Raw genomic sequence first — 24711 nt, forward strand, 5'->3', positions numbered from 1 at the left:
ATTCGCGTTGGATGCGCACCACGCGGCCCAATGGATTAGTCCGTTTGCCACGGGTTTGACGCATGGACGGGCTTACACTGGGCCAATGGATACCTACGATCAGCCCCAATCGCTGGCTTCGCCCATCGACCTGTGCGCCGCGATCGACGCGGCGGTCACGGCCGCCCATGCCGGCGCAGCCATCCTGCAATCCTACGCGCACCACCGCGCCGATCTCGTGATCGATCGCAAGGCCCGCAACGATCTCGTATCGCAGGCGGACCGCGAGGCGGAGGCCGCGATCATCCAGGAATTGAAGGCCCGCACGCCCAGGTTCGGCATCGTCGCCGAAGAAACGGGCGGCAAGGCGCAAGGCGCGGCCACCTGGTACATCGACCCGCTCGATGGCACGACCAACTTCCTGCACGACATCCCGCACTACGCCGTGTCCATCGCCCTGATCGCGCACGCGGGCACGTCGATGTCGGCCAACGAAACCCTGGCCGTGGACACGCCGGTCATCGGCGTGGTCTACGACCCCTGCCGCGAAGAGCTGTTCACGGGCGTGTACGGCGTGGGCGCATGGCTGAATGGCCGGCGGATCTCATGCTCGCGCACGCAGACGATCGAAGACGCCGTGCTGGCCACGGGCTTCCCGTTCCGCGACTTCTCATTTGCCGCGCAGTACATGCCAATGTTGCATGACGCCATCAACCGGTCTCGCGGCGTGCGCCGCATGGGCGCCGCCGCGCTGGACCTGGCCTGGACCGCCTGCGGCCGATACGACGGCTACTGGGAAATGGGCCTGGCGCCCTGGGACGTGGCTGCGGGCACGCTGATCCTGCGCGAAGCGGGCGGTGTCTGCACCGACATGCACAAGCAGGATCCCTGGCCGATCGGCGGGCGCGTCGTGGCGGGCAATCCCGCCATCGAACGCGCGCTGCATGAAATGATTGCCCCGCATCTGAACAAGCAGGGCTGAAACGCAAACCGCAGGCAGCCAAACGGCGGCCTGAATGACAGAGGCCGCCTTGCGCGGCCTCTGTCGCTTTACGCGGACGTCTTGGCGGATGCCGCAGCGGCCTGCGCGTCCGGCCTCAGCTCGCGGCGCAGGATCTTGCCCACGTTACTCTTGGGCAGTTCGTCACGGAACTCCACAAAGCGCGGGCGCTTGTAGCCCGTCAGCTTGTCCTTGCACCACTGCTGCACCTGTTCTTCGGTCAGCGCCGGGTCCTTCTTCACGACGAACACCTTGACCGCCTCGCCGGAGTGCTCATCGGGCACCCCGATCGCCGCGCATTCCAGCACGCCGGGATGCTGCGCGACCGCCGCCTCCACTTCGTTCGGATAGACCTTGAATCCGGACACCGCAATCATGTCCTTCTTGCGGTCCACGATGCGCGTGTAGCCCTGTTCGTCCATGATGCCGATGTCGCCCGTACGGAAGTAGCCGTCGGCCGTCATCGAATCGCGCGTTTCATCAGGCTTGCGCCAGTACCCCAGCATGACCTGCGGCCCGCGGATGCCGACTTCGCCGCGTTCGCCAAGCGGCACCTCGTTGCCGGCATCGTCCAGAATCGCCACATCCGTCGACGGCAACGGCAGCCCGATCGAACCGGAATACGCCGTCGCGTTGGTGGGATTGACCGTTGCCACCGGCGACGTCTCGGACAGGCCGTAGCCTTCGATCAGCGGCCGCCCGGTGATCTTCAGCCAGCGTTCGGCCACCTGCTGCTGCACGGCCATCCCGCCGCCCAGCGTCAGCCGCAGGCCGGAAAAATCCAGCTTCGCAAAGTCTTCGTTGTGCGCCAGCGCGTTGAACAGCGTATTGACGCCCGGAAACAGATTCACCGGCGTCTTGCGCCATGCGTTGATCAGCGACGGCTGATCGCGCGGATTGATGATGAGCACGTTGCGCATGCCCGCATGCAGGGCATACAGGCCGCAGACCGTCATGGCGAACACGTGATACAGCGGCAGCGCGCTGATGATGGTGAGCTGCTGGTCCGCCAGGTCATGCACAACCGGCTGCGCCACCGCTTCGGTCTGCAGCACGTTGGCCACCAGATTGCGGTGCGACAGCATCGCGCCCTTGGGCACACCCGTGGTGCCACCCGTGTATTGCAGCACCGCCACGTCGTCCATGGAAATGGACGGCGGATTGAACGGCAGGTGCGCGCCTTCATGCAGCAGCTTGGGCAGCGCGTGCGCGCCGTCGATGTGCCACGCAGGCACGATCTTCTTGATGTAGCGCGCGGCCAGATTGACCAGCGGCGCCTTCAGGCCGCCAAGCAGATCGCCCGGGCCGGTCACGACAATGTGCTTGAGGTCGCCGCGATTGGAGACCTGCTGCAAGGTATGCGCGAAGTTTTCCAGAATGACGATGACGGACGCGCCGCTGTCCAGCAATTGCCGCTGCAATTCGTCGGCGGTATAGAGCGGATTGACGTTCACCACGGTCATGCCCGCGCGCAGCGATCCCAGCATGCACACCAGATACGCCGGCACGTTGGGCATCATCAGCGCCACGCGCGCGCCCTTGTCGAGGTTCAGGCCTTGCAGCCATGCCGCGAACGCGCGTGCCTGCCCGTCCAGCTGCGCATAGGTGATGTTGCTGCCCATCGCCGTGCAGGCGATGCGTGATGCGTAACGCTTGCAGGCCCGGTCCAGCAAGTCGGTGAGCGAGGAATAATCCTCGGTGGAGATCTCCGCAGGAACGCCTTGGGGATACTGAGCAAGCCACGGACGCGTCATGGTATTTGTCTCCATTAAATTGATTTTTGAATGATGATACCCTTTGTCCGTTCCCCATATTCCGCCCGAGTTCGCTCATGAAACTCCTTGAACCCATCGTTGCCTGGCACCAGGATATTTCCAAGATCCGACGCGATATCCACGCGCATCCCGAACTGGCCTTCGAAGAGTTCCGCACCGCCGACGTGGTGGCGGCCAAGCTCGAGGAATGGGGCATCGAGATCCATCGCGGATTGGGCGGAACTGGCGTCGTCGGCATCATCCGCGGCAACCAGCCCGGCGATCGCGCCGTGGGTCTGCGCGCCGACATGGACGCGCTGCCGATGCAAGAGGTCAACACCTTCGCGCATGCCAGCCAGAACGAAGGCAAGATGCACGCTTGCGGTCACGATGGCCATACCGCCATGCTGCTGGCCGCGTCCCAATACCTGGCCGCGAACCGCGATTTCGCGGGCACGGTTTATGTCATCTTCCAGCCCGCCGAGGAAGGCGGCGGCGGCGCCAAGCGCATGATCGACGACGGCCTCTTCACGCAATTCCCGATGGAAGCAGTATTCGGCATGCACAACTGGCCCGGCATGAAGCCCGGCCAGTTCGGTCTGACGCCCGGCCCCATCATGGCCTCCAGCAACGAATTCTCGATCGTCATCAAGGGCAAGGGCACGCACGCCGGCATGCCTCATCTTGGCATCGACCCCGTCATGGCCGCGGTGCAGATGGCGCAATCGCTGCAGACCATCGTCACGCGCAACCGCAATCCGCTGGATGCCGCGGTGCTCAGCATCACGCAGATCCACGCGGGCAGCGCGGACAACGTCGTGCCCAACCACGCCGAATTGCGCGGCACGGTGCGCACGTTCACGCTGGACGTGCTGGACCTGATCGAACGCCGTATGGAAGAGATCGCCCGCCACACCAGCGCGGCGATGGACTGCGAAGTCGAATTCACGTTCCAGCGCAACTACCCGCCCACCATCAACCACGCCGACGAAGCCGCTTTCTGCGCCGACGTATTGCGCGACATCGTCGGCGCGGACAACGTCAACGCCAACGTGCAGCCGACCATGGGCGCGGAAGATTTCGCCTTCATGCTGCAGGAACTGCCGGGCTGTTACGTGTGGATTGGCAACGGCACTGGCGAGCACCGCGACAGCGGCCACGGACTGGGCCCTTGCATGCTGCACAACGGCAGCTACGACTTCAACGACGATCTGCTGCCGCTGGGGGGCACCTACTGGGTGCAGCTCGCGCTCAAGCGCCTGGCCAAGGCCTGAACGGCCCCGCTGCTTAGTTACCCAACGTCCTGCCCGCCGACCGCCAGGCACATCGCCAGAAAGCGTTCGGCGGCGCGGGCAGCCGCATCGGCATGCGGCACCAGGATGCTCAGCGTTCGCGTCAGCGGCTTGGGCAACAGGCGCAGGGCCGCCAGTGCCCCGTCTTCGTGACGCATCGACATCACGGACACGAAGCCCACGCCCAACCCCGCACGCACGGCCTGCTTCACCCCTTCCACCCCCGCCAGCTCCAGGCCCACCGACGGCGCCAGACCGCCATCGCTGAACGCCCGTTCCACCAGCCGGCGCACGCCTGAACCGGGTTCGCGCATCACCAGCGGCGACCCCGCCAGATCCCGTAGCGTCACGGCGCCCTTGCCCGCCAGGGCGTGGTCCGCCCGCACGATCGCCACTACTTCGTCCTGCCGCCATGCGTGCACCGCCGTGTCGGCGGGCAGTCCGGCGGGCACGTCGCCTTCGATGAACGCCAGGTCCAGCGCCGGCAGGCGATCCACGATCTCGCGCGTATTGCCGTCCGACAGATGCAGGCTGACGGCCGGAAACGCGTGGCGAAAGTCCGCCACCAGGCGGGGCAGCAGGTAGCTGGCCGGCGTGGTGCTGGCGCCCAATCGCAATGCACCGGTTTCCAGGCCACGCCAGGATTCCCGCACGGCCTGCGCCTGCCGGTACACCTGGCGCAACTGCCGCGCCTGCTCGGCCAGGCGCTCGCCGGCTTCGGTCAGCGCGATGCCGTGGCCGCTGCGGCGGTACAGCGGTTCGCCAAACCATTCCTGCAAGGCGCGCAGCTGGCCGGACACCGCCGGTTGCGACAGATGCAGCGCCTGTGCGGTGCGGCTGATGTTGCCGGTATCGGCGACTGCGGCAAACGTGAGCAATTGATCCGGCGTCATGGGTTCGATATCAGAATTTCTGATAGTCAATATTTAGATTGAAGATTTTTCAAATAATACGGCCGGATCTAATATTTCGTCTAGTTATGTAGTTATGCCCAAAGGGCCAGTAATGAACACCTCCACCACGACCGCCGTCCCCCTTCCCGCCAGCCCCGCGGCCTCTGCTGCCGCAGCCCCCGCCGCTGCGGCCACGCCTTGGCGCGACAAGCTCAACGGCGTGCTGTTCGTGGGCCTGATGGCCGGCGCGGTGATGCAACTGGCCGATCTGCCCTTCATCCGGCAGCTCGGTTTTTCGCCGCTTGTCGTGGGTATCGTCGTCGGCATGCTGTATGGCAACTTCCTGCGCGGCACCATGCCCGCGGACTGGGGCGTCGGCGTGAATTTCACCGCGCGCCGCCTGCTGCGCATCGCGGTCGCCTTCTACGGCCTGAACATCAGCATCCAGCAGATCGCCGCCGTCGGCATGCCGGGGCTGGCCGTGTCCGTGGCGGTGGTGGTGGGCACGCTGCTGATCGGCACCGTCGTCGGCCAGCGGTTGCTGGGGCTGGATCGCGACACCGCCATGCTGACCGCCGCGGGCAGCGCCATCTGCGGCGCCGCCGCGGTGCTGGCGTTCGAACCCACGCTGCGCGCCGCCCCTCACAAGAGCGCGGTGGCTGTCGCGACCGTGGTGCTGTTCGGCACGCTGTCGATGTTCCTGTATCCGGTCTTCTATCACGCCGGCTGGCTGAACTTCGATACGCAGGCGCTTGGCATCTACATCGGCGGCACGGTTCACGAAGTGGCGCAGGTCGTGGGCGCCGCCAGCAACATCGACCCCGCCACCACCGAGGTCGCCACCATCGTCAAGATGACCCGCGTGGCGCTGCTGGTGCCCGTGCTGCTGGTGCTGGGCATGTACCTGCGCAGCGCCGCCTCCCATGCGGGCGGCCAGGGCAAGAGCGCCAAGCTTCCGATCCCCTGGTTCGCCGTCGGGTTCCTGGTGCTGGCCATCATCAATTCGCTCGACATCATTCCCGCCGATGTCGTCGCGGCCATCCGCCGGCTCGACGTCTTCGCCCTGACCATGGCCATGACCGCGCTGGGCATCGAAACGCGCTTCGCCCAGATCCGCAAGGCCGGCCCGCGCGTAATGGCCCTGGGTTTCATCCTTTACGTCTGGCTGTTGGTTGGCGGCTACGGGATCGTCAAGCTGGCCATCTGATGGCCGCGCCGGGCCGGGCGGCGGGCGCCGACGCGCACGCCGCCGTCTCGTTTTTCCTGCATAATCGGCTGGTTCTCTAGCATTGGAGTCGGCCGCATGACCTCCAGCACCAAAACCCCGTTCACGACTCTGCCTGCCCATCGCGACGCGGTGTTGCGCGTCATGCCGATGCCGGCCGATGCGAACATCCACGGGGACGTTTTTGGCGGCTGGATCATGGCTCAGGTCGACATCGCCGGGTCCATCCCCGCCGCCCGCCGCGCCGCTGGCCGTGTCGCCACCGTCGCGGTCAATGCCTTCCAGTTCAAAGAGCCCGTGTTCGTGGGCGACCTGCTCAGCTTCTACGCCGCCATCGTCAAGACCGGCACCACGTCCATCACGGTCTCCGTCGAGGTCTACGCGGAACGCCAGCGGCTGGACGCCGAAGTCGTCAAGGTCACCGAGGCCACGCTGACGTATGTCGCCACCGACGAAGCGCGGCGCAGCCGCCCTCTTCCCACACTTTGAGCCGTAACGCATGACGCAGTCCGCCGCCGCGCAGAAACCGCCCGCGACGCCACGCCGCCTCGACCCGGAAGACGCCCAGACCGCCCTGGCTGAAGTCCAGGAGCGCCTGCGGCGCCAGCAGCTTGTCGAAGACCTGGTTCACCGCCAGGAAGAAGGCGACGCCAAGGCTCCCCTCGTCGAAGACCTGGTGCACCGCCAGCACGAGGCCGAGCTCAAGACGCTGGTCGACAACCTGCACCCGGCCGATATCGCCTTCATCCTCGAATCGCTGCCCAAGGACGAGCGCCAGGCGATCTGGAAGCTGGTCAGCCCCGAACACGACGCGGACGTCCTGCTCGAAGTCGAAGACTGGGTTCGTGAATCGCTGATCGAAGCGATGGACCGCCAGGATCTCGTCGCCGCGACCGAAAGCATGGACGCGGACGAGCTCGCCGACCTGGCGCCCGACCTGCCGCCCGATGTGGTGGCCGAAGTCCAGAAGGGTCTGACCGAGGAAGAGCGCGCGCAGCTGCTGGAAGCCATGGGCTATCCGGAAGACAGCGTCGGCGCCATCATGGACTTCGAGATGGTGCGCGTGCGCGAGGACGTCACGCTCGAGGTCGTGCTGCGCTACCTGCGCCGGCTGCACGAACTGCCCGATCACACCGACCAGATCTTCGTCGTGGACCGCCAGGACAAGCTGCAGGGCATCCTGCCCTTGTCGCGCCTGTTGGTCAGCGAGCCCGAAACCGAAGTGCGGGCGGTCATGAATTCCGACTTCCTGACGCTGAACCCGCTGGACTCCGACGCGGACGCCGCCGGCGCCTTCGAGCGCTACGACCTGGTTTCCGCCCCCGTGATGGACGACCAGGGCCGGCTGATCGGCCGCGTCACCATCGCCGACGTCGTGGACGTGATGCGCGAAGACTCGCAGGAACAGGCGCTGTCGCGCGCCGGTCTGCAGGAAGAAGACATCTTTGCCCCCGTCAGCACCGCGCTGCGCAACCGCGCGCCGTGGCTGCTGTTCAACCTCTGTACTGCCGCCACGGCCTCGTTCGTGGCGTCGCAGTTCGAGGGCACGGTCAGCCAGATCGTCATCCTGGCGTTCCTGATGTCGATCGTGGCCGGCATCGGCGGCAACTCGGGCAACCAGACCATGACGCTCATCATCCGGGCGCTGGCCATGGGCCGGATCACCGGTCGCAACCTGTGGCAGCTCGTCAAGCGCGAGCTGTTCGTGACCTTGCTGGTGGGATTGTGCGGCAGCCTCGTGGCCGCCCTGTTCGCGTGGGTGATCTCGCGCTCGCTGTCCATCGCGCTGGTGATGATGGCCGCCATGATCTGCAACATGCTGGTCGGCGCCTCGGTCGGCGTGCTGGTGCCCATGGTGCGGGCGCGCTTCGGCAAGGACCCGGCAATGGGTTCGTCGGTGCTGCTCACGTTCGCCACCGATTCGCTCGGCTTCTTCATCTTTCTGGGCCTGGCCACGATCTTTCTTCTGTAGCGCTGCCGCCACATCCGTGCGCCGCATCGGATGGCCGCAGCCCCTGCCGCCCCCCGGTGACAGCCCGCTGACAGGGAAGATGACACGCGCTCCGTTACAGTAACGGAACTGTCATCTTTACCTGGGTCCTGCGATGACCGCCAGATTCCGCGCCGCGCTGCTCTGCGTACTGTTGTCCGTTTTCACCGTTTCCGCACACGCCTGCGACGGCATGCCCTCGTGGGCCCAGTCGGCGTGCAATCGCATCGACCAGATCTGGTCCGAAGGCGGCAACGACCTCTATGTCAGCGGCTGGGCCTGGCACAACCGCGCCAAGTACAGCGCCGACAAGATCGACAGCTTCCGCGAACTTGCCTGGGGCGGCGGCTACGGCCGCAGTATCTACGATGAAGACGGCGACTGGCAGGGCCTGTACGCCATGGCGTTTCTGGACTCGCACTCCAAGGTGCAGCCCATCGCCGGCTATGGCTTTCTGAAGATCGGCCAGGTCAGCGACAACTTCCGGCTCGGCGCGGGCTACACCGTGTTCCTCACCGCGCGCCACGACATCATGAGCTACGTGCCATTTCCAGGCATCCTGCCGCTGGTCAGCGCGGGCTACAAGGACGCCATGCTTTACGCGACGTACATCCCGGGCTCAAGCGGCGCGGGCAATGTGCTGTTCGTGTTCGGCCGCTGGCAGTTCTGAAACGCGTCAGAACGCGTGACCCAGCTTGCGCACCAGATCGCCCAGCCGCCAGTCGTCGATGCCATGCGCACGCAGCGCGCGCGCCGTTTCCACCACGTAGTCCAGGCACGGTCCGGAATGTCCGACCGCATTGCGCACCGACGTCAGCAGGCGGTCGTCGCAGAGATCGGCGGCATACTCGCGGCAGGTGCGATTCAGCAGGAACACCAGTCCACGCACCGGCGCGGCCTCGGTGTGACAGGTCAGCCAGCGCGGACGGTAGGCGCCCGTGACCATCTCCCGGCGCCATAAGGCTTCAAAGACCTGCGGCACGTCGCTGGCCGCGATCTGAAAGGCCACGCCGCGGCAGCAACCGCCGCGATCCAGTCCGAACACGAGACCAGGATTGTCCGGCGACCCGCGGTGGTCATGCGACCACAGACACAGCGAACGGTGATAGCCCCGCACGGTGGCCAGGCGCCTTTCGCGCCAGGCAAACCCGGGATGCCAGATCAGGGAACCGTAGGCAAACACCCATAGGTCGTCGACGCCATTCCAGCCGGCCAGGAGGTCATCCACCGATGCTGCTTGCCGCGATTCTTGCAATCCGGCGCAGCCGGCGGGCACTGCCAACGACATAGGGTCCTCTGATATCCCAATTCACTCCAAGACTGGAGTGAGCGATATCCTACGCCGCGCCCCGCGCAAAAGCATTGCCAGATTGGGCCCGCGCAACACGCAGAAAGAAATTTGCATCCGCGGCGGCGGGGGACTCAGGAAAAAATTTGCGCGCCCGGCGGCTACACGGCGCCCAGCGGCAATTCCGTGGTGCTTTTAATGACTTCCATCGAGAAGCTGGCGCTGACGTCCAGCAGATCCACCGCGCCGATCAGCCGTCGGTAGAAGCGGTCATACGCCGCCATGTCCTCGACCACCACCTTCAGCAGATAGTCCACGTCGCCGGCCATGCGATGGAATTCGACCACGTTGGGCAAGGCCATCACGGCATTGATCAGGCTTTGCGTCCATTTCTCGTTGTGCTGGCTGGTGCGAATGGACACGAACACCGTCAGGTTCAGGCCCAGCGCGCGGGGATCCAGCAGGATGGCGTTGCGCGCAATGACGCCGTCGTCCTTCAGCTTCTGGATCCGGCGCCAGCACGGCGTCACGGAAAGGTTCACCTGTTCGGCCACTTCCGCTACCGAGCAGGTGGCGTCCTTTTGCAGCAGCGCGAGTATCTTCAGGTCCGTCTGGTCCATGGGATGTCTTGACGCCATCAGTAGGTTCCGGGGTAGCCGCCCCCGTCGATCAGCAGGCTCTGCCCCGTCATGTAACCCGAGTGCGCCGAGCAGACATACGCGCACAACGCACCCAGTTCCTCGGGCTGGCCGTACCGGCCGGCGGGGTTGCTGCGCGCCCGCTCGTCCCACAACTGCTCGAACGTCTTGCCGCCCTGCTCCACCATGCCCTGGATGTGCCGGGTCTGCGCATCGGTGGCGAAGGCGCCAGGCAGCAGATTGTTGATGGTGACGTTGTGCCGGACCGTCTGGCGCGCCAGGCCGCCCACGAAGCCGATCAGGCCCGAACGCGCACCGTTGGACAGCCCCAGCTCGGCATGCGGCGCCTTCACGCTGCGCGACACGATATTGACGATACGCCCGAACCGGCGCTCGACCATGCCGTCCACCACGCGGCGGATCATGTCGATCGGTCCCAGCATCATGGCGTCGAGCGCGGCGATCCAGTCGTCACGCGACCAGTCGCGGAAGTCGCCCGGCAGCGGGCCGTCGGCGTTGTTGATGAGGATGTCGGGATGCGGACAGGCGGCGATTGCCGCGTCGCGCCCCTCGGCAAGCGTCAGGTCGGCCGACACCCACCCCACGCCGATGCCGGTTTCGCGCGATATGTCGGCGGCGGCCTGTTCAAGCGTCTGCGGATTGCGCGCCGCGATGGTCACGGCCACGCCTTCGCGCGCCAACTGCAGGGCGCAGGCGCGCCCCATGCCGCGGCTGCCGCCAAACACCAGTGCTTTTTTGCCGCTGATCCCCAGGTCCATGCCTGCCCTCTCTGCTGTCGCGTTGACGGCGCCGGACCTCCGCGGCCCGCCGCTCCGAAGCGGTCCAGTATAGGAGCGCGCCCGCCGGCAGGGAATTTTTTTCTAATCGGACCGGCCAAGAAAAATGGGGCCCCGCGAAGGGCCCCATCGGCAATGCAGCGCGCTGCGCTTATTGCATCAACCCATCCATTGGCTCACGGGCGCCGCGGTATCTTGCAGCGGCTGCGCGATCACGTCGATCAGCGCAGGGCCGTCGTGCTCCATGGCGGCCTTGATCGCGGCGTCCAGCTTGGACGGGTCCTCGACACGCCACGCCTTCACGCCATAGGCCTCGGCGATACGCGCATGGTCGGTGCGATTGAAGTCCACGCTGTAGTAGCGCTTGTCGTAGCCGGCCTTCTGGCTGGCCTTGATCCAGCCGTAGACCGAGTTCGAGAACACCACCATCAGCAGCGGCGCCTTGTGGCGCACGATGGTTTCCAATTCACCCACCGTGAAGCCGAAGCTGCCGTCGCCCATCACCGACACGCACTTCGATTGCGGACGGCCGACCCAGGCGCCCAGCGCCGCCGACATCGAAAAGCCCAGCGCGCCGTGGGCGCGGTTGGTGATGAAGTGGCGGCCGGGACGCGAGACGTCGTAATAGGCCGAAAAATACGGGCACGGCGTGCCGGGGTCCGCGCAGACTACCGCGTCGTCGGGCAGCAGGCGGTTCAGCGACTGCACCACGCGCTCGGGGCGGATCGGCGCGTCCAGGCTGGCGGCCAGCGGCTCAAGCTGCGCGCGGCGTGCCTCCTTGGCGCGGCCGGCCAGCACCGCTCCGTCGGTCGCATCGGACGGCCGGTGCTTGATGCGCGCCTGCACTTCGGCGGACAGCGCTTCGAGGGCCAGCTTGGCATCGCCCACCAGACCGACTTCGGTCAGGTAGTTGGCGCCGATCACCATCGGGTCGATGTCGATGTGCAGGATCGGCACGTTGCGGTTCGGGAAGCGCCAGTGCTCGGTCGAGGTCGACCCGGCGCGGCAGCCCACGAAGAGCACCACGTCGGCAGCCGCCACCACATCGCGCGTCGCCATCACGCCGCCGTTCGATCCCACCACGCCCGCATTCAGCGGATGGGTGTCGGCCAGGCTGCCCTGCCCGCTCACCGTCACGCACACCGCCGCCTTCAAGGCCTCGGCAACTTCCTGCAGCGCGCCGCAGGCGCCGGCGATGACCACGCCGCCGCCGCAGATGATCACCGGCGAGCGCGCCGCCACCAGGCGTTGCGCGGCGCGTGCCACGTCGGCGGGATCCGGCGCGAAGCGCATGGCGGGGAAGCTGCCGTGCTCGGGCTGCGCCCACACGTCGGACGCATCCACTTCCTGCTTCATCACGTCATAGGGAAAGCACAGGTGCGCGGAGCCGGGCTTGCCGGTCGTCATGGCGCGGAAGGCCGCGCGCACCATGCCCGGAATCTGGTCCGCGCGGTCGATCGTGCGGTTCCACTTGGTCAGCGGGCGGTAGAGCGCCTCCTGGTCCAGTTCGGTCAGCGGATACTTGCCGCGCGAGCCGACGGCCACGTCCGACGTGATGCCCAGCACGGGAATCGACGACTCGTTGGCTTCGACCAGGCCAGGCAGCAGATAGGTCGCGCCGCCGCCGCTCGGGCCTTCGCAAACGCCGACCTTGCCGGTCACGCGCGCATAGGCGTCGGCCATGTAGGCCGCGCTGCGCTCGTCACGCGTCAGGATGTGCTGCATGCCGTGATCCAGACGGTACAGCGCGTCGTAAAGCGGCAGCGTGGTGTCGCCGCACAGGCCAAAGATATGTTTGACGCCGTTGTGTTGCAGCATCCGCACCATCGCTTCGGCGCCGTTCATGTGTTCCATGTCATCTCCACGTAATTCGGGAGCCGGGCCGGGGCGGCTGTCAGCCGCCCCGGCACGACGCCGTTCAGTTGTCCAGATTGATGTTGCTGCTCTTGATGAAGGCGCTCCAGCGGTCGTACTCCGACTTCACGTACGCATCCAGCGCAGGACCATCAGACGCAACGATCTCAAAGCCCGCTTCCGTGATCTTCTTCTTGATCTCGGGATCGGCCAGCACCGCCTGGAAATCGGCCGTCAGCTTCTTGACGGTGGCTTCCGGCGTGCCCTTCGGGGCGAACATGCCGCTCCACGAATAAGCGACAAAGCCGGGGAAGCCCGATTCGGCCACGGTGGGCACGTTGGGCAGTTCGGGCAGGCGCTTTTCACCGGCGACGGCCAGCGGCTTGATCTTGCCGGCCTGGATCTGGCCACGCAGCGCGGCAAAGCTCAGCCACGTCATGTTGGCCTGCCCGCCGACGACGGCCTGAATGGCCGGTCCGCCGCCGCCATACGGCACGTGCAGCAGCTCAACCTTCGACAGCCGCTTGAGCTCTTCCGGCGCCAGATGGTTCAGCGAGCCCACGCCCGTGGACGCATAGTTGAACTTGTTGGGCGGCTGCTTGGCGGCTGCCGCGAGGAACTCCTTCAGGTTGTCCCCAGGCACGCTCGGATTCGCGCCGATCACCAGCGGAAAGCGCACCGTCTGCCCGATGGCGACAAAATCCTTGAACGTGTCGTACGGCAGCTTGGGCTTCACGGCCGGGTTGATGCCGTGGTTGTCGAAGCTGACCAGCAGCGTGTTGCCGTCCGGTTCGGCGCGCGCCACGAACGCCGTGGCGATCTGGCTGGCGGCGCCCGGACGGTTCTCGACGACCACCGCGCGGCCGCCCATCTGCTGCGACAGGCGCGGCTGCAGGATGCGCGCCAGGATGTCGGTGCTGCCGCCCGGCGGATACGGCACGACGAGAATCAGCGGCCGTTCCTCGGCCATCGCCGGCGCGGCGACAAAGGCGCCCCCGGCCGCGGCCAGCGTGCATACCGCCGCCAGCGCCCGCTTGATCGTTCTATTCATCAGTTTTCCCCTGCTGTTGTGGTGTTGGCCGGCACTACCGTGGCGGGTTCGGCCTGGTCCCGCATGTAAATCGTTGAAAAGCCCGTGCGGATGACGTCGGTGATCTGGTCCAGCCGACGGCCGATATGCGCGCTGATGAGGCCGGGCAAGGCCTCGATGTCGCGCTTTTGCAGCGCGTCCACGATGCGCAGGTGCTCGCCTTGCGTATGGCTGCGGCGTCCTTGCTGCATGTCGATCCAGCGCACGAAATGAATGCGCGCGTTGACGCTTTCCAGCGCCCGCACGAATTCTTCGTTACGCGAGTAACGCGCCAGCGCCAGGTGAAAGGCTTCGTCCAGTTCCAGCAACCGGGCGGCATCACTGTCGTCGGGCTCGTCGCGCGAGCGTTCGACGAAGGCGCGCAGGCTGGCAAGCTCCTCGTCGGTCGCGCGCTCGCAGGCTGCACGCACGATGCCGGCTTCCAGCACCGCGCGGTATTCATAAAGACTGTGGATCTGCTTGGCGTCCAGCAGGCGGGCAATGAAGCCGCGATTGACCGCGCGCGTCAGAAATCCTTCGACCATCAACTGGTTCAGCACCTCGCGCAGCGGCGTGCGGCTTACGTGCAGCCGGCGCGCAAGCTCAACCTCGTTGATGCGTTCACCCGGCTTGAACTCAAAGCGCACCGCCATGGCCTTGACGGCGCCATACAACTCGGCCTGCCCGGCCGAGGTGCGGGCCGCGCGGGCAACGGGGGTGGCTGCAGGTTGGGAGAGCGTCATACCGGATCGCCTGTGGCAATGTTCCAGTCGGGATGAAGTGCATACTAAAGTGCATACACTTTGACGGGCAACCCGGGTTTGCCCCAGGCGGGCACCCTTTCGCGCGGCCGTCGCCCACGGCCGCCTCGTGACGGGGACGGGCAGGCATGAAAAAGCCCGCCAGGCGGCGGGCTATCGGCAAGCAGTCGGTACGTGGAAGGCTACAGTCCGGTATCCAGCGTGTAGTGCGCGCCATCGCGATTTTCGAGGGTCAGCGTGGACAGGACAGGCGTCTGCGCAGCGTCGTCCTGCTGGACGTGAATGCGCAGGTTCGCCAGCGGCACGTCCCAGCCGCCGTTGGCGGCTTCGGCAGTCACCCCGGCCACCAGCGCCAGACGCTCGGCCACGCCGCGGGCGTCCGCCGCGCGCGCATCGATACGATGCAGGCTGCGGGCGCCATTGGGATGCGCCATCAGCTCGGGCGACCAGACGCACTCGGGCGTCAGGTGTCGGCAGAAATACATGCGAATGCCGGGCAAGGGCTGCTCGGCAAATCGCACGGTATGGAAACGGGCCTGGACTTCCTGACCGTCCAGCATGGCCGGACGGGTCAGTTCCTGGACGGGATTGACGGCAAAGCCGGCGTCCTGCAGCCGCTTGTAGGTGGCCTCGGCGTCATAGGTCCGGAACACCAGCGCTTCCAGACCAAACGGCGAATCGGCAATTTCCTTGCGCGCGGGCGGCGCGCCCGGCGGCCAACCCAGCAATTCGACGTACGTGCCTTCCAGCACGATCAGGCGATTGCACGACCCCAGGTTGTGCACAGCCTTGTCGCTGAGGTGAAACCCCTGCCGTTCGTAATGGGGCGCCAGCGCATCCAGCCGGTCTCGCACCATGACGACGGCGTGGTCGAATTCAGTGCGGCCGACGGAATGCAGCATGAAGGCTAACCCCTTTTATCAGACCAGCTTACCGTGGCACTGCTTGTACTTCTTGCCGCTGCCGCACGGGCACGGATCGTTGCGGCCGACCTTGGGCAGTGCGTTGCGCGCGGGTTGCGCACCCGTTTCCTGCGCATCGGAAGCCAGCGCCTCGTCGTAGTCGGAGTGGTGATACTGCACGTTCTGCACATGCGACTGCGCCGCTTCGGCTTCGGCCTGCTCGACCTGTTCCGACGATTGCACGCGCACCGTCATCAGCACCTTCACCACGTCGTCGCGCACGCGTTCCAGCATGCCCGAGAACAGTTCGAAGGCTTCGCGCTTGTATTCCTGCTTGGGGTTCTTCTGCGCATAGCCGCGCAGATGGATGCCCTGACGCAGGTAATCCAGCGCCGACAGGTGCTCGCGCCAATGCGTGTCGATCGCCTGCAGCATGATCGAACGTTCGAACTGCGACCACGATTCCTCGCCCACCTGGTCGACCTTGGCCTGGTACGCATCGCGCGCCGCGGCCACCACGCGTTCGCGCAGTTCTTCGTCGTTCAGGTTGGGTTCTTTTTCCAGCATCTCGGTCAGCGGCAGATGCAGGTGCCAGTCGGCTTCCAGCGCCTTCTGCAGCGCGGGGATGTCCCACTGTTCTTCCACCGATTCCGGCGGCACGTACGTGTTGAACAGATCGGTCACCGCGGCGTCGCGCAGGTTCTGCACGGTTGCGCTGACGCTGGCGGCTTCCAGCACGTCGTTGCGCTGCGAGTACAGCACCTTGCGCTGGTCGTTGGAAACGTCGTCGTATTCCAGCAATTGCTTGCGGATGTCGAAGTTGCGGCCTTCGACCTTGCGCTGCGCGGTCTCGATCGAGCGCGTGACCATGCCGGCCTCGATGGGCTCGCCCTCGGGCAGCTTCAGGCGTTCCATGATGGCGCGCACGCGGTCGCCCGCGAAGATGCGCATCAGCGAATCTTCCAGCGACAGGTAGAAGCGGGACGAGCCCGGATCGCCCTGACGGCCGGCACGGCCGCGCAGCTGGTTGTCGATACGGCGCGATTCATGGCGCTCGGTGCCGATGATGCGCAGGCCGCCCGCAGCCTTGACCTGATCGTTCAGCGGCTTCCATTCGGCGCGGATCTTTTCGATGCGCGCCGTCTTTTCGGCTTCGGACAGCGATTCGTCGGCGCGGATCAGGTCGACCTGCTTGTCGACGCTGCCGCCCAGCACGATGTCGGTACCGCGACCGGCCATGTTGGTGGCGATCGTGATGTGGCCCGGCTTGCCGGCTTCGGCCACGATCTCGGCTTCGCGGGCGTGCTGCTTGGCGTTCAGGACCTCGTGCGGCAGCTTGGCCTTTTTCAGCAGGCCCGACAGCAGCTCGGAGTTCTCGATGCTGGTGGTGCCCACCAGCACAGGCTGGCCGCGCTGGTGGCAATCGCGGATGTCTTCGAGGATGGCGTTGTACTTTTCGCCGTCGGTCTTGAAGACCTGGTCGTTCTGGTCTTTACGGACCATGGGCTTGTTGGTCGGGATGATGACCGTTTCGAGCCCGTAGATTTCCTGGAATTCGTAGGCTTCCGTGTCCGCCGTACCGGTCATGCCGGACAGCTTTTCGTACATGCGGAAGTAGTTCTGGAACGTGATCGACGCCAGCGTCTGGTTTTCGTGCTGGATCTTCACGCCTTCCTTGGCTTCCACGGCCTGGTGCAGGCCATCGGACCAACGGCGGCCCACCATCAGGCGGCCCGTGAATTCGTCAACGATCACCACTTCGCCGTCTTGCACGACGTACTGCTGGTCGCGGAAGAACAGGGTGTTTGCGCGCAGCGCCACCATCAGGTGGTGCATCAGCGCAATGTGGCGCGGGTCGTACAGCGATTCGCCTTCGGGCAGGATGCCCAGACGGGCAAGAATGCCTTCGGCGTGTTCATGGCCGGCTTCCGACAGGTAGACCTGCTGGCTCTTTTCGTCGACCCAGTAATCGCCTTCGGGTTCCGGCTCCTGCGGCTTGGGCTCGTGCGCCATGCGCGTCAGCAGCGGCGGCACCGCGTTCATGCGGACGTAGAGTTCGGTGTGGTCTTCGGCCTGGCCGGAGATGATCAGCGGCGTGCGGGCCTCGTCGATCAGGATCGAGTCCACTTCGTCGACGATGGCGTAGAACAGCACGCGCTGGCGGCGGTCTTCAACACGGAATTCCATGTTGTCGCGCAGGTAGTCGAAACCGAATTCGTTGTTGGTGCCGTACGTGATGTCGGCGGCGTACGCGGCCTTCTTTTCGTCGTTCGGCTGCTGCGGCACCACCACGCCGGTGGACATGCCCAGGAACCGGTACAGGCGGCCCATCCATTCGGCGTCGCGGCGGGCCAGGTAGTCGTTCACCGTGACCACGTGCACGCCCTTGCCGGCGATGGCGTTCAGGTAGACGGGCAGCGTCGCCATGAGCGTCTTGCCTTCACCCGTGCGCATTTCGGCGATCTTGCCGTTATGCAGGGCGATGCCGCCCAGCATCTGCACGTCGAAGTGCCGCATGCCGAACACCCGCTTGCCGGCTTCGCGCACAACGGCGAAGGCTTCGGGAAGCAGATCGTCCAGGGACGTGCCCTGGGCGTGGCGGGAACGGAATTCGTCGGTCTTGGCCGCCAGTTCCGCGTCGGAGAGCGCGGAGATCTTGGGTTCGAGCCCATTGATCTGGGTTACCAGCTTGCGATACTGCTTAAGCAGCCGGTCGTTGCGGCTACCTATGAGTTTTTTGAGCAGAGAAACCATGCGTATGTCGGCCGCACGAGCCACACCACACCCGAAGCGCTTGGGGCAGCGTCACCCGTGACTTGATGTTATTGGTTGAGCGGGGGTCCGCCGGGAAACGAACCAGTTTAACGCACCTGGAGCGTAATAGCCTGGACCTATGACCAGGGTAGCACTGTCGGCCGGTTTGACCGGCCAACCCGCGAAGGGTTCAAGGCGCGGCAGCCTGCGCGACGGCGGGCGGCGCGTGCTGAGGCTGCGGCCCCAGGAAGAGGCGCGGATCCAGCGGTTGTCCGGCAAGGCGGACCTCGAAATGCAGGTGCGGGCCGGTGGATCGGCCAGAGCTGCCGACGCGCGCGACCTGCTGGCCGCGCTCGACCAGATCGCCCTGCTTGACCAGCAACGACGACGCATGGGCGTAGCGGGTGATCAGGCCGTCGCCGTGGTCGATCTCGACCATGTTGCCAAAGCCGGGCGCCCACTTGGCCTCAAGCACCACGCCGCCGGACGCGGCCAGAATCGGCGTGCCGGAGGGCGCCGCGAAATCCAGCCCTTCGTGCATGGCCGAGCGGCCCGTCACCGGGTTGCGGCGCCAGCCATACGAGGACGACAGATAGGGGTAATCGGTGATCGGCATGGCGGTCGGCATGCGCGCCTGATCCGCCGAACGCTTGGTGAGCGCCGCGTCCAGCAACTTCAGGTTGTCAGTCTGCTGCGACAGCCGTGCCTGGATCTCATCGAGCTGCCGGCCCAGCGCCTCGGCCGACGCCGCGCTGGGCGGCGGATGGTCGGTAAAAAGGTCGTCCATGACCTGCGTGGCCTCGGGATGCGCCGGCGCCTCGGGCTGCGCCGACGCCAGCTGCTGGGCCAATTCGGGGTCGGTGTAGGCCACGCCCGCCACCTTGGCCACGCGCTGGCCCAAGCCGTCGATGCTGACCAGCTTGGCCTGCAGCGCGCCGACCTTCGAAGCCAGCAAGTTCATGTTTTCACGCAGGAAATCGGCGTCGCGCCCAGGCTGCTCAGAGAGCGGCCATCCCATCGTGTGGACGGCGGGAAGGATCGGAGTGATGTATCGTTGAAGCGCTGCGCCAAAAATGGCCGCGGTAATCAAGGCGCCCCCCAGGAACAACGCCAGTCGCGCGCCGCCCAGGGTGAAATGCCCGTCCTGCCCGTCGCGGGCGTGCATAATCACGATCTTCAAGGTTTGCTTCCTAATTCTTTTAAAGCCGGCATGAATAGACCCGCTTCATACCGTCAACGTTCCAGTACCAGCCGGCGCGTAGAAAATACCGCCCTGGGATGGCTGGGTCATGACATGCGGGGCGCCGGTGTATTGGCGACTGCCCGCAAGCATCTGCAAATTCAATACGCGGTGGCGGCGGTATTGCCCGCCCCGCTGGGTGCTGTGTGCCAGGTCGCCAAGCTGGAAAACCTGTGTCTGCACCTGGTGGTGCCGACCGCCGCGCATGCGGCCAAGATGCGTCAATTGGCGCCGCGCATCGCGCGGTCACTGGCGGACCAGGGCTGGAACCTTAACGAAATTGCCATCAAGGTACAAGCGGGGTTACCCAAGCCCGGCGCCCGTCAGCCGCGCCCTCCCACAGAGGCCCAGCCGCTGAATGACAAGGCCCTGGGTGCGTTCGAAACGCTGCACGGCAATCTGCGGCCAGGTCCGTTGGCCGATGCCGTCGCCAAGCTCTTGAAGCATCACAAGAGTAGCTGAGCAACCCGACTTTGTCCGGCAACTCAAAGGGCCGGAAACGTCGCGAAACCAACTTTTCAGACCGATGGCCGGATGGTTGGCTACCGGATTGCGACTATCGCGCGAGGGGATGACGGCCAGCGTCGTCCCTAAGGAGAAACCCAAGCGGGTATCTAAGCAGAAACCCGCGCTGAGCCGGGGGTGGCCCCCGTGCGCGGGTTCAGCGGAAACCTGGCGTCAGGCCAGTTTCCATTCATGGCGAAACGCCTGGGGCGCTTCTGCCTGCGATTCGTACGTGACGATTTCCCAGGCGTCGCGCTGCTCGAGCAGCGCGCGGGCAAGCTGGTTGTTCAGGCCGTGGCCCGATTTGCACGCCACATAACGTGCCACCAGCGGCTTGCCCAGCAGATACAGGTCGCCGATGGCGTCCAGGATCTTGTGCTTGACGAATTCATCGTCGTAACGCAGCCCGTCGCTGTTCAGCACGCGGTACTCGTCCATGACGATGGCGTTGTCCAGGCTGCCGCCACGGGCCAGGCCCATCGACCGCAGGGCCTCGACTTCATTCACGAAACCAAAGGTGCGCGCCCGCGCGATTTCGCGAACGTACGAATGCGTGGCGAAATCGATTTCGGCGAAATTTGCCGTGGAGTCGATGGCGGGGTGACGGAAGTCGATCGAGAAAGCCAGCGCGTACCCTTCATGGGGTTCGAGCCGGGCCCATTTCTCGTTGCGGCCTTCGCCTTCACGCACTTCCACCGGCTTCAACACACGGATGAACTGCTTGGGCGCGTTCTGCTCGACGATGCCCGCCGAGCGCAACAGATAAACAAACGTCGCCGCGCTGCCGTCCATGATGGGGACTTCTTCGGCAGTGAGGTCGACGTGCAGGTTATCGATACCCAGGCCGGCCAACGCCGACATGAGATGTTCCACGGTCGACACGCGAACATTGCCCTGTTGCAGCACGGACGCCATACGGGTGTCGCCCACGCCGGTGGCTTGCGCGGGCAGGTCGACGACCTGCGGCAGATCCACCCGGTGAAAGACGATGCCGGTATTGGGCTGTGCCGGACGCAGGGTGAGCTCCACCCGCCGTCCTGAGTGGACGCCGACGCCTGTCGTGCGGACGAGATTCTGGATGCTGCGCTGTCGGAACATGAGACTTGGAATTTTGAACCCGGAAGCCGGCAAGATAAGTACGGATTGCCGGCGTAACCGAAGTATTGTAACGCTGTCCGATCCATGCCGCCATTCAAACTGACGTTCTGATCGGCCGAAACCTCCGTCCCTTATTTAACGTGCAAGGGAAACACGGACCGCTCTGCCTCCGGCTCGCCCGTGGGGACAGGCGAGCCGGAGTGAGGGAGTGCAGTTAGAGCCGTTGACCGGCTCTAGGTTCAGTCCGCCTGCTTACGCAGGAAGGCCGGGATGTCGAAATGATCCATTCCCGAGCTTTCCAGCGCCCGCACCTGGGCCGACGCCTGGCTGCGCGGATTGCGCATGACAGACGGCATGTCCAGATTGCGGTAGTCGCCGCCTTGGCCGGCCGGCATCGTGCCCATGGGCATGTTGTCGGTGCCGGTGCGCAGCACTTCAGCGGTGTTCTGCACCAGTTGCGGACGGGCTTGCGCACGGCCAAGGCCGGTTGCAACCACCGTGACACGCAGGTTTTCGCCCATGGACTCGTCGTAGGCGGTGCCGAAGATCACGGTCGCGTCGTCCGAAGCGTAGCTGCGGATCGTTTCCATGATTTCGCGCGTTTCGCGCATCTTCAGCGAGCGGCTGGCGGTGATGTTGACCAGCACGCCACGCGCGCCGTTCAGATCCACGCCTTCCAGCAGCGGGCAAGCAATGGCGTGCTCGGCGGCAACACGTGCGCGATCCGCGCCCGATGCCGACGCCGTGCCCATCATGGCCTGGCCCTGCTCACCCATGATCGTCTTGACGTCTTCGAAGTCGACGTTGACGTTGCCTTCGACGTTGATGATTTCGGCGATACCCGCGCACGCGTTGTGCAGGATGTCGTCGGCCGAACGGAAGCAGTCTTCCTGCGTCGCGTCCTCGTCCATCAGTTCATACAGGTTCTCGTTGAGCACCACGATGAGCGAATGCACGTGCTTGGCCAGTTCCGAGATACCGTCCTCGGCCATCTTCAGGCGCTTGTTGCCTTCAAAGGAGAAAGGCTTCGTGACCACGCCCACGGTCAGGATGCCCAGTTCCTTCGCCACTTCGGCCACGACCGGACCTGCACCGGTACCGGTGCCGCCGCCCATGCCCGCGGTGATGAAGACCATGTGCGCGCCGTTCAGCGCGGCACGGATTTCCTCACGCGCGGTTTCCGCCGACGCGCGTCCCTGCTCGGGCTTGGCGCCCGCGCCCAGACCGGTACGGCCCAGGCGGATCTGCACCGGCGCATTGGTTGCCGCCAGCGCTTGCGCATCGGTATTGGCGCAGATGAAATCCACGCCGTGCACACCGCTGCGAATCATGTGCGCGACGGCATTGCCGCCCGCACCACCCACACCAACGACCTTGATTACGGTCCCTTTGGTGTTGTTCTCAAGCATCTCAAAGTTCATCATGATGACTCCCTCACAAGTCCGAATTTGCAAATCACAAAAATTCCCCGACAACCTATCTTTTGTGAATCGCCTCAAAGCCGACGCCGGCTACATAGGCCCGCTACGGGTTTGAGACGCCTCCTCTTTCTGGCGCTCCCCGCTAGACAGCCGCGGTTCGCACCAAGGAGCAGGCCCCAACCTGCACCCTTTAATTCATGAACCACTCTTTCATGCGCGCAAGCAGGCTCTTGAAGTTGCCCGTCTGCGCAGCCACCTTGCGGCCACGCACACGCTGCATGCGCGCTTCCTGCAGCAGCCCCATCACCGTCGAGAAACGCGGATTGCGCATCACGTCGGCAAGGCTGCCTTCATACTCGGGCACCGCCACGCGAACCGGCTTGAGGAACACGTCCTCGGCCAGTTCGATCATGCCGGGCAGCTGCGCGGATCCGCCGGTCAGGACAACGCCGGAAGCCAGCAGGTCCTCGTAGCCGGAATCGCGCACCACCTGCTGCACCAGCGTGAACAGTTCTTCGACGCGTGGCTCGATCACCGCGCCCAGCGCCTGGCGCTTGACTTGGCGCGGGCCGCGGTCGCCCAGGCCCGGCACTTCCACGGACTCGTCCGGGCTGGCCAGCACCTGCTTGGCGACGCCGTAGCGCAGCTTGATTTCTTCGGCATCGGGCGTGGGCGTGCGCAGCATCGCCGCGATGTCGTTGGTGATCTGATCGCCGGCGATGGGCAGCACGGCGGTGTGGCGGATTGCGCCGCCGGTGAAGATGGCAACGTCGGTCGTGCCCCCGCCGATGTCGACGAGAACGACGCCCAGCTCCTTTTCGTCGGCGGTCAGCACGGCCAGGCTGGAGGCGAGCGGCTGCAGGATCAGGTCCTGCACTTCCAGGCCGCAGCGGCGGACGCACTTGACGATGTTCTGCGCGGCGCTGACGGCGCCGGTCACGATGTGCACGCGCACTTCCAGGCGCAGGCCGCTCATCCCGATGGGCTCGCGGATGTCTTCCTGGCCGTCGACGATGAACTCCTGCGTCAGCACGTGCAGCACCTGCTGGTCCGTCGGGATGTTCACCGCCTTGGCGGTCTCGATGACGCGGGCGACGTCGGTGGCGGTGACTTCCTTGTCCTTCACGGCGACCATGCCGCTGGAATTGAAGCTGCGGATATGGCTGCCGGCGATGCCGGTGTAGACGTCTCGAATCTTGCAATCTGCCATCAGCTCGGCTTCTTCAAGCGCGCGCTGAATGGAATTCACAGTGGTCTCGATATTGACGACCACGCCCTTGCGCATGCCGCGCGATTCGTGCTGGCCCAGGCCAAGCACCTCGAAGCGGCCTTCAGGCAGGATTTCAGCCACCACAGCCACCACCTTGCTGGTGCCGATATCGAGGGCGACGATAAGGTCCTTGATGTCACGGGTCATGGCGTTAGCGTTTCTTGGGAGGTTTCGGTGTGGATTTGGATTTGGTTTCCGACGCGGGCAACGGGGCCAGCGCCAGGGCGAAACCATTCGGATAGCGCAGGTCGGCCTGCGTGACGGTGCGCCCTACCAGGCGCCCCGATACGGTGGGCCACGCCTGCACAAAGCGTTGAATACGAGCCGCGAACGGCAAGGCGCCGGGCAGGCCGTGCGGGTCCGGCGCATCGGCGCCCGGATCCCGGCCCAGGTCCAGCAGCATGCCGTTGGAAAGCACGACGCGCCAGGCGTAGCGCGGGCTCAGTTCCAACTGTTCCACATGCATGTCCAGCGGCGCGAACCAGCGCGCCAGCTCGGCGTAGCGCTGCACGACCAGCGCTTCCGTGCCGTCGGGTCCGGAGAACTGCGGCAGCACCGTGTCGTCGTCCACCTCGCCCGTGTTGGCCGTGAACGCCTCGCCCCAGGTGTTGATCATCTGGTTCTCGTTCCACAGCGCCAGGGGCTGCTGTTCCTCGATGCGCACACGCAGCACGTTCGGCCAGATCCGCCGCACGGTGGCATGCCGGACCCAGGGCACCGATTCGAAGATCTCGCGCGCGTCGTCCAGGTCCACCGTGAAGAAGTTGCCCTTCACGCGGCCCGCGATCGCCGAACGCACGGCGCCCGTCGACACGTAGTGCAGTTCGGTGTCCGGCATCGATTCCAGCTCGATCGCCGACAGCGTGAAATACGGACGTTGCGCTACCCACACCACGCCCGCGATGAGCATGGCGGCAACCGCCAGCACGGCGAGCGTGTTGGCGATCAGGTTGGTAGTACGAGCGTCGTTCCACACGGAGTA

Annotated in this window: 22 protein-coding genes; 7 read left to right on the top strand and 15 right to left on the bottom strand. The window is 65.3% G+C overall.

Annotated elements, in window-relative coordinates; translation table 11 throughout:
• Positions 1-85: 85 nt before the first annotated feature.
• Positions 86-961 (top strand): inositol monophosphatase family protein, encoded by an 876-nt coding sequence (locus MHZ91_RS19095; protein WP_175139407.1) that lies wholly within the window; start codon positions 86-88, stop codon positions 959-961.
• Positions 962-1029: 68 nt separating this feature from the next.
• Here the strand turns inward: MHZ91_RS19095 and MHZ91_RS19100 are convergent, their stop codons facing one another.
• On the bottom strand, positions 1030-2733 hold the full coding sequence (locus MHZ91_RS19100; RefSeq protein WP_239215227.1) for an AMP-binding protein: 1704 nt from the start codon (positions 2731-2733) through the stop codon (positions 1030-1032).
• 77 nt (positions 2734-2810) lie between these two features.
• On the opposite strand from MHZ91_RS19100, the gene MHZ91_RS19105 reads away from it, so the two are divergent.
• On the top strand, positions 2811-4007 hold the full coding sequence (locus MHZ91_RS19105) for a M20 aminoacylase family protein (RefSeq protein WP_175125608.1): 1197 nt from the start codon (positions 2811-2813) through the stop codon (positions 4005-4007).
• Positions 4008-4024: 17 nt separating this feature from the next.
• Here MHZ91_RS19105 and MHZ91_RS19110 read toward each other — a convergent pair whose 3' ends face one another.
• Positions 4025-4918 carry a LysR family transcriptional regulator gene (locus MHZ91_RS19110; RefSeq protein WP_175125610.1) on the bottom strand — a complete coding sequence of 298 codons (894 nt, stop codon included), beginning with the start codon at positions 4916-4918 and terminating at the stop codon, positions 4025-4027.
• 112 nt (positions 4919-5030) lie between these two features.
• On the opposite strand from MHZ91_RS19110, the gene MHZ91_RS19115 reads away from it, so the two are divergent.
• The 4 genes from MHZ91_RS19115 to pagP all read left to right on the top strand — a co-directional run bounded on the left by MHZ91_RS19115 (position 5031) and on the right by pagP (position 8803).
• Complete coding sequence (locus MHZ91_RS19115; protein WP_239215229.1) at positions 5031-6125, top strand: YeiH family protein; 1095 nt, start codon at positions 5031-5033, stop codon at positions 6123-6125.
• Positions 6126-6221: 96 nt separating this feature from the next.
• Positions 6222-6632, top strand: a complete 411-nt coding sequence (locus MHZ91_RS19120) for an acyl-CoA thioesterase (protein ID WP_056569253.1) — start codon at positions 6222-6224, stop codon at positions 6630-6632.
• A 10-nt stretch (positions 6633-6642) separates the two neighbouring features.
• Positions 6643-8115: a magnesium transporter gene (mgtE, locus tag MHZ91_RS19125; RefSeq protein ID WP_175125612.1), complete on the top strand. Its 1473-nt coding sequence runs from the start codon at positions 6643-6645 to the stop codon at positions 8113-8115.
• 133 nt (positions 8116-8248) lie between these two features.
• A complete protein-coding gene (gene pagP / locus MHZ91_RS19130) occupies positions 8249-8803 on the top strand; it encodes a lipid IV(A) palmitoyltransferase PagP (protein ID WP_175139409.1) in 555 nt (184 codons plus the stop codon).
• Between the two features lie 6 nt (positions 8804-8809).
• On the opposite strand, the gene MHZ91_RS19135 is transcribed toward pagP, so the two are convergent.
• From MHZ91_RS19135 to MHZ91_RS19180, 9 genes are all read right to left on the bottom strand, one after another.
• The gene (locus tag MHZ91_RS19135; RefSeq protein WP_175125622.1) at positions 8810-9421 is read right to left on the bottom strand and encodes a gamma-glutamylcyclotransferase; all 612 of its coding nucleotides are present in this window, start codon (positions 9419-9421) and stop codon (positions 8810-8812) included.
• A 161-nt stretch (positions 9422-9582) separates the two neighbouring features.
• Positions 9583-10041, bottom strand: coding sequence for an Lrp/AsnC family transcriptional regulator (locus MHZ91_RS19140; protein ID WP_056569264.1), 459 nt, complete (start codon positions 10039-10041; stop codon positions 9583-9585).
• A 17-nt stretch (positions 10042-10058) separates the two neighbouring features.
• Entirely contained in the window at positions 10059-10838 is a 780-nt protein-coding gene (locus MHZ91_RS19145) for an SDR family oxidoreductase (protein ID WP_175139410.1), read from the bottom strand.
• Positions 10839-11015: 177 nt separating this feature from the next.
• Complete coding sequence (locus tag MHZ91_RS19150; RefSeq protein ID WP_175125624.1) at positions 11016-12710, bottom strand: thiamine pyrophosphate-binding protein; 1695 nt, start codon at positions 12708-12710, stop codon at positions 11016-11018.
• Positions 12711-12774: 64 nt separating this feature from the next.
• On the bottom strand, positions 12775-13761 hold the full coding sequence (locus tag MHZ91_RS19155) for a tripartite tricarboxylate transporter substrate binding protein (protein ID WP_175139411.1): 987 nt from the start codon (positions 13759-13761) through the stop codon (positions 12775-12777).
• Positions 13761-14522, bottom strand: a complete 762-nt coding sequence (locus MHZ91_RS19160; RefSeq protein WP_175139412.1) for a GntR family transcriptional regulator — start codon at positions 14520-14522, stop codon at positions 13761-13763. The genes MHZ91_RS19155 and MHZ91_RS19160 overlap by 1 nt, the downstream gene beginning before the upstream one ends.
• A 200-nt stretch (positions 14523-14722) precedes the next feature.
• Positions 14723-15442 (bottom strand): VOC family protein, encoded by a 720-nt coding sequence (locus tag MHZ91_RS19165; RefSeq protein WP_239215231.1) that lies wholly within the window; start codon positions 15440-15442, stop codon positions 14723-14725.
• Between the two features lie 18 nt (positions 15443-15460).
• Positions 15461-18196 (bottom strand): preprotein translocase subunit SecA, encoded by a 2736-nt coding sequence (gene secA, locus MHZ91_RS19175; RefSeq protein WP_175125631.1) that lies wholly within the window; start codon positions 18194-18196, stop codon positions 15461-15463.
• 190 nt (positions 18197-18386) lie between these two features.
• Complete coding sequence (locus MHZ91_RS19180) at positions 18387-19361, bottom strand: M23 family metallopeptidase (RefSeq protein ID WP_175125681.1); 975 nt, start codon at positions 19359-19361, stop codon at positions 18387-18389.
• Positions 19362-19490: 129 nt separating this feature from the next.
• Here MHZ91_RS19180 and MHZ91_RS19185 point away from each other — a divergent pair, with 129 nt between their 5' ends.
• The gene (locus MHZ91_RS19185) at positions 19491-19898 is read left to right on the top strand and encodes a DciA family protein (RefSeq protein ID WP_175125683.1); all 408 of its coding nucleotides are present in this window, start codon (positions 19491-19493) and stop codon (positions 19896-19898) included.
• Between the two features lie 216 nt (positions 19899-20114).
• Here the strand turns inward: MHZ91_RS19185 and lpxC are convergent, their stop codons facing one another.
• From lpxC to MHZ91_RS19205, 4 genes are all read right to left on the bottom strand, one after another.
• Complete coding sequence (gene lpxC, locus MHZ91_RS19190; RefSeq protein ID WP_056320776.1) at positions 20115-21038, bottom strand: UDP-3-O-acyl-N-acetylglucosamine deacetylase; 924 nt, start codon at positions 21036-21038, stop codon at positions 20115-20117.
• A 239-nt stretch (positions 21039-21277) separates the two neighbouring features.
• A complete protein-coding gene (ftsZ, locus tag MHZ91_RS19195) occupies positions 21278-22462 on the bottom strand; it encodes a cell division protein FtsZ (protein ID WP_056320774.1) in 1185 nt (394 codons plus the stop codon).
• Between the two features lie 187 nt (positions 22463-22649).
• Complete coding sequence (gene ftsA, locus MHZ91_RS19200; RefSeq protein ID WP_006217473.1) at positions 22650-23876, bottom strand: cell division protein FtsA; 1227 nt, start codon at positions 23874-23876, stop codon at positions 22650-22652.
• Positions 23877-23880: 4 nt separating this feature from the next.
• A complete protein-coding gene (locus MHZ91_RS19205; protein WP_175125634.1) occupies positions 23881-24705 on the bottom strand; it encodes a cell division protein FtsQ/DivIB in 825 nt (274 codons plus the stop codon).
• Positions 24706-24711 lie beyond the last annotated feature (6 nt).

The organism is Achromobacter sp. ACRQX (assembly GCF_022346505.1).
Taxonomy (GTDB): domain Bacteria; phylum Pseudomonadota; class Gammaproteobacteria; order Burkholderiales; family Burkholderiaceae_B; genus Achromobacter; species Achromobacter animicus.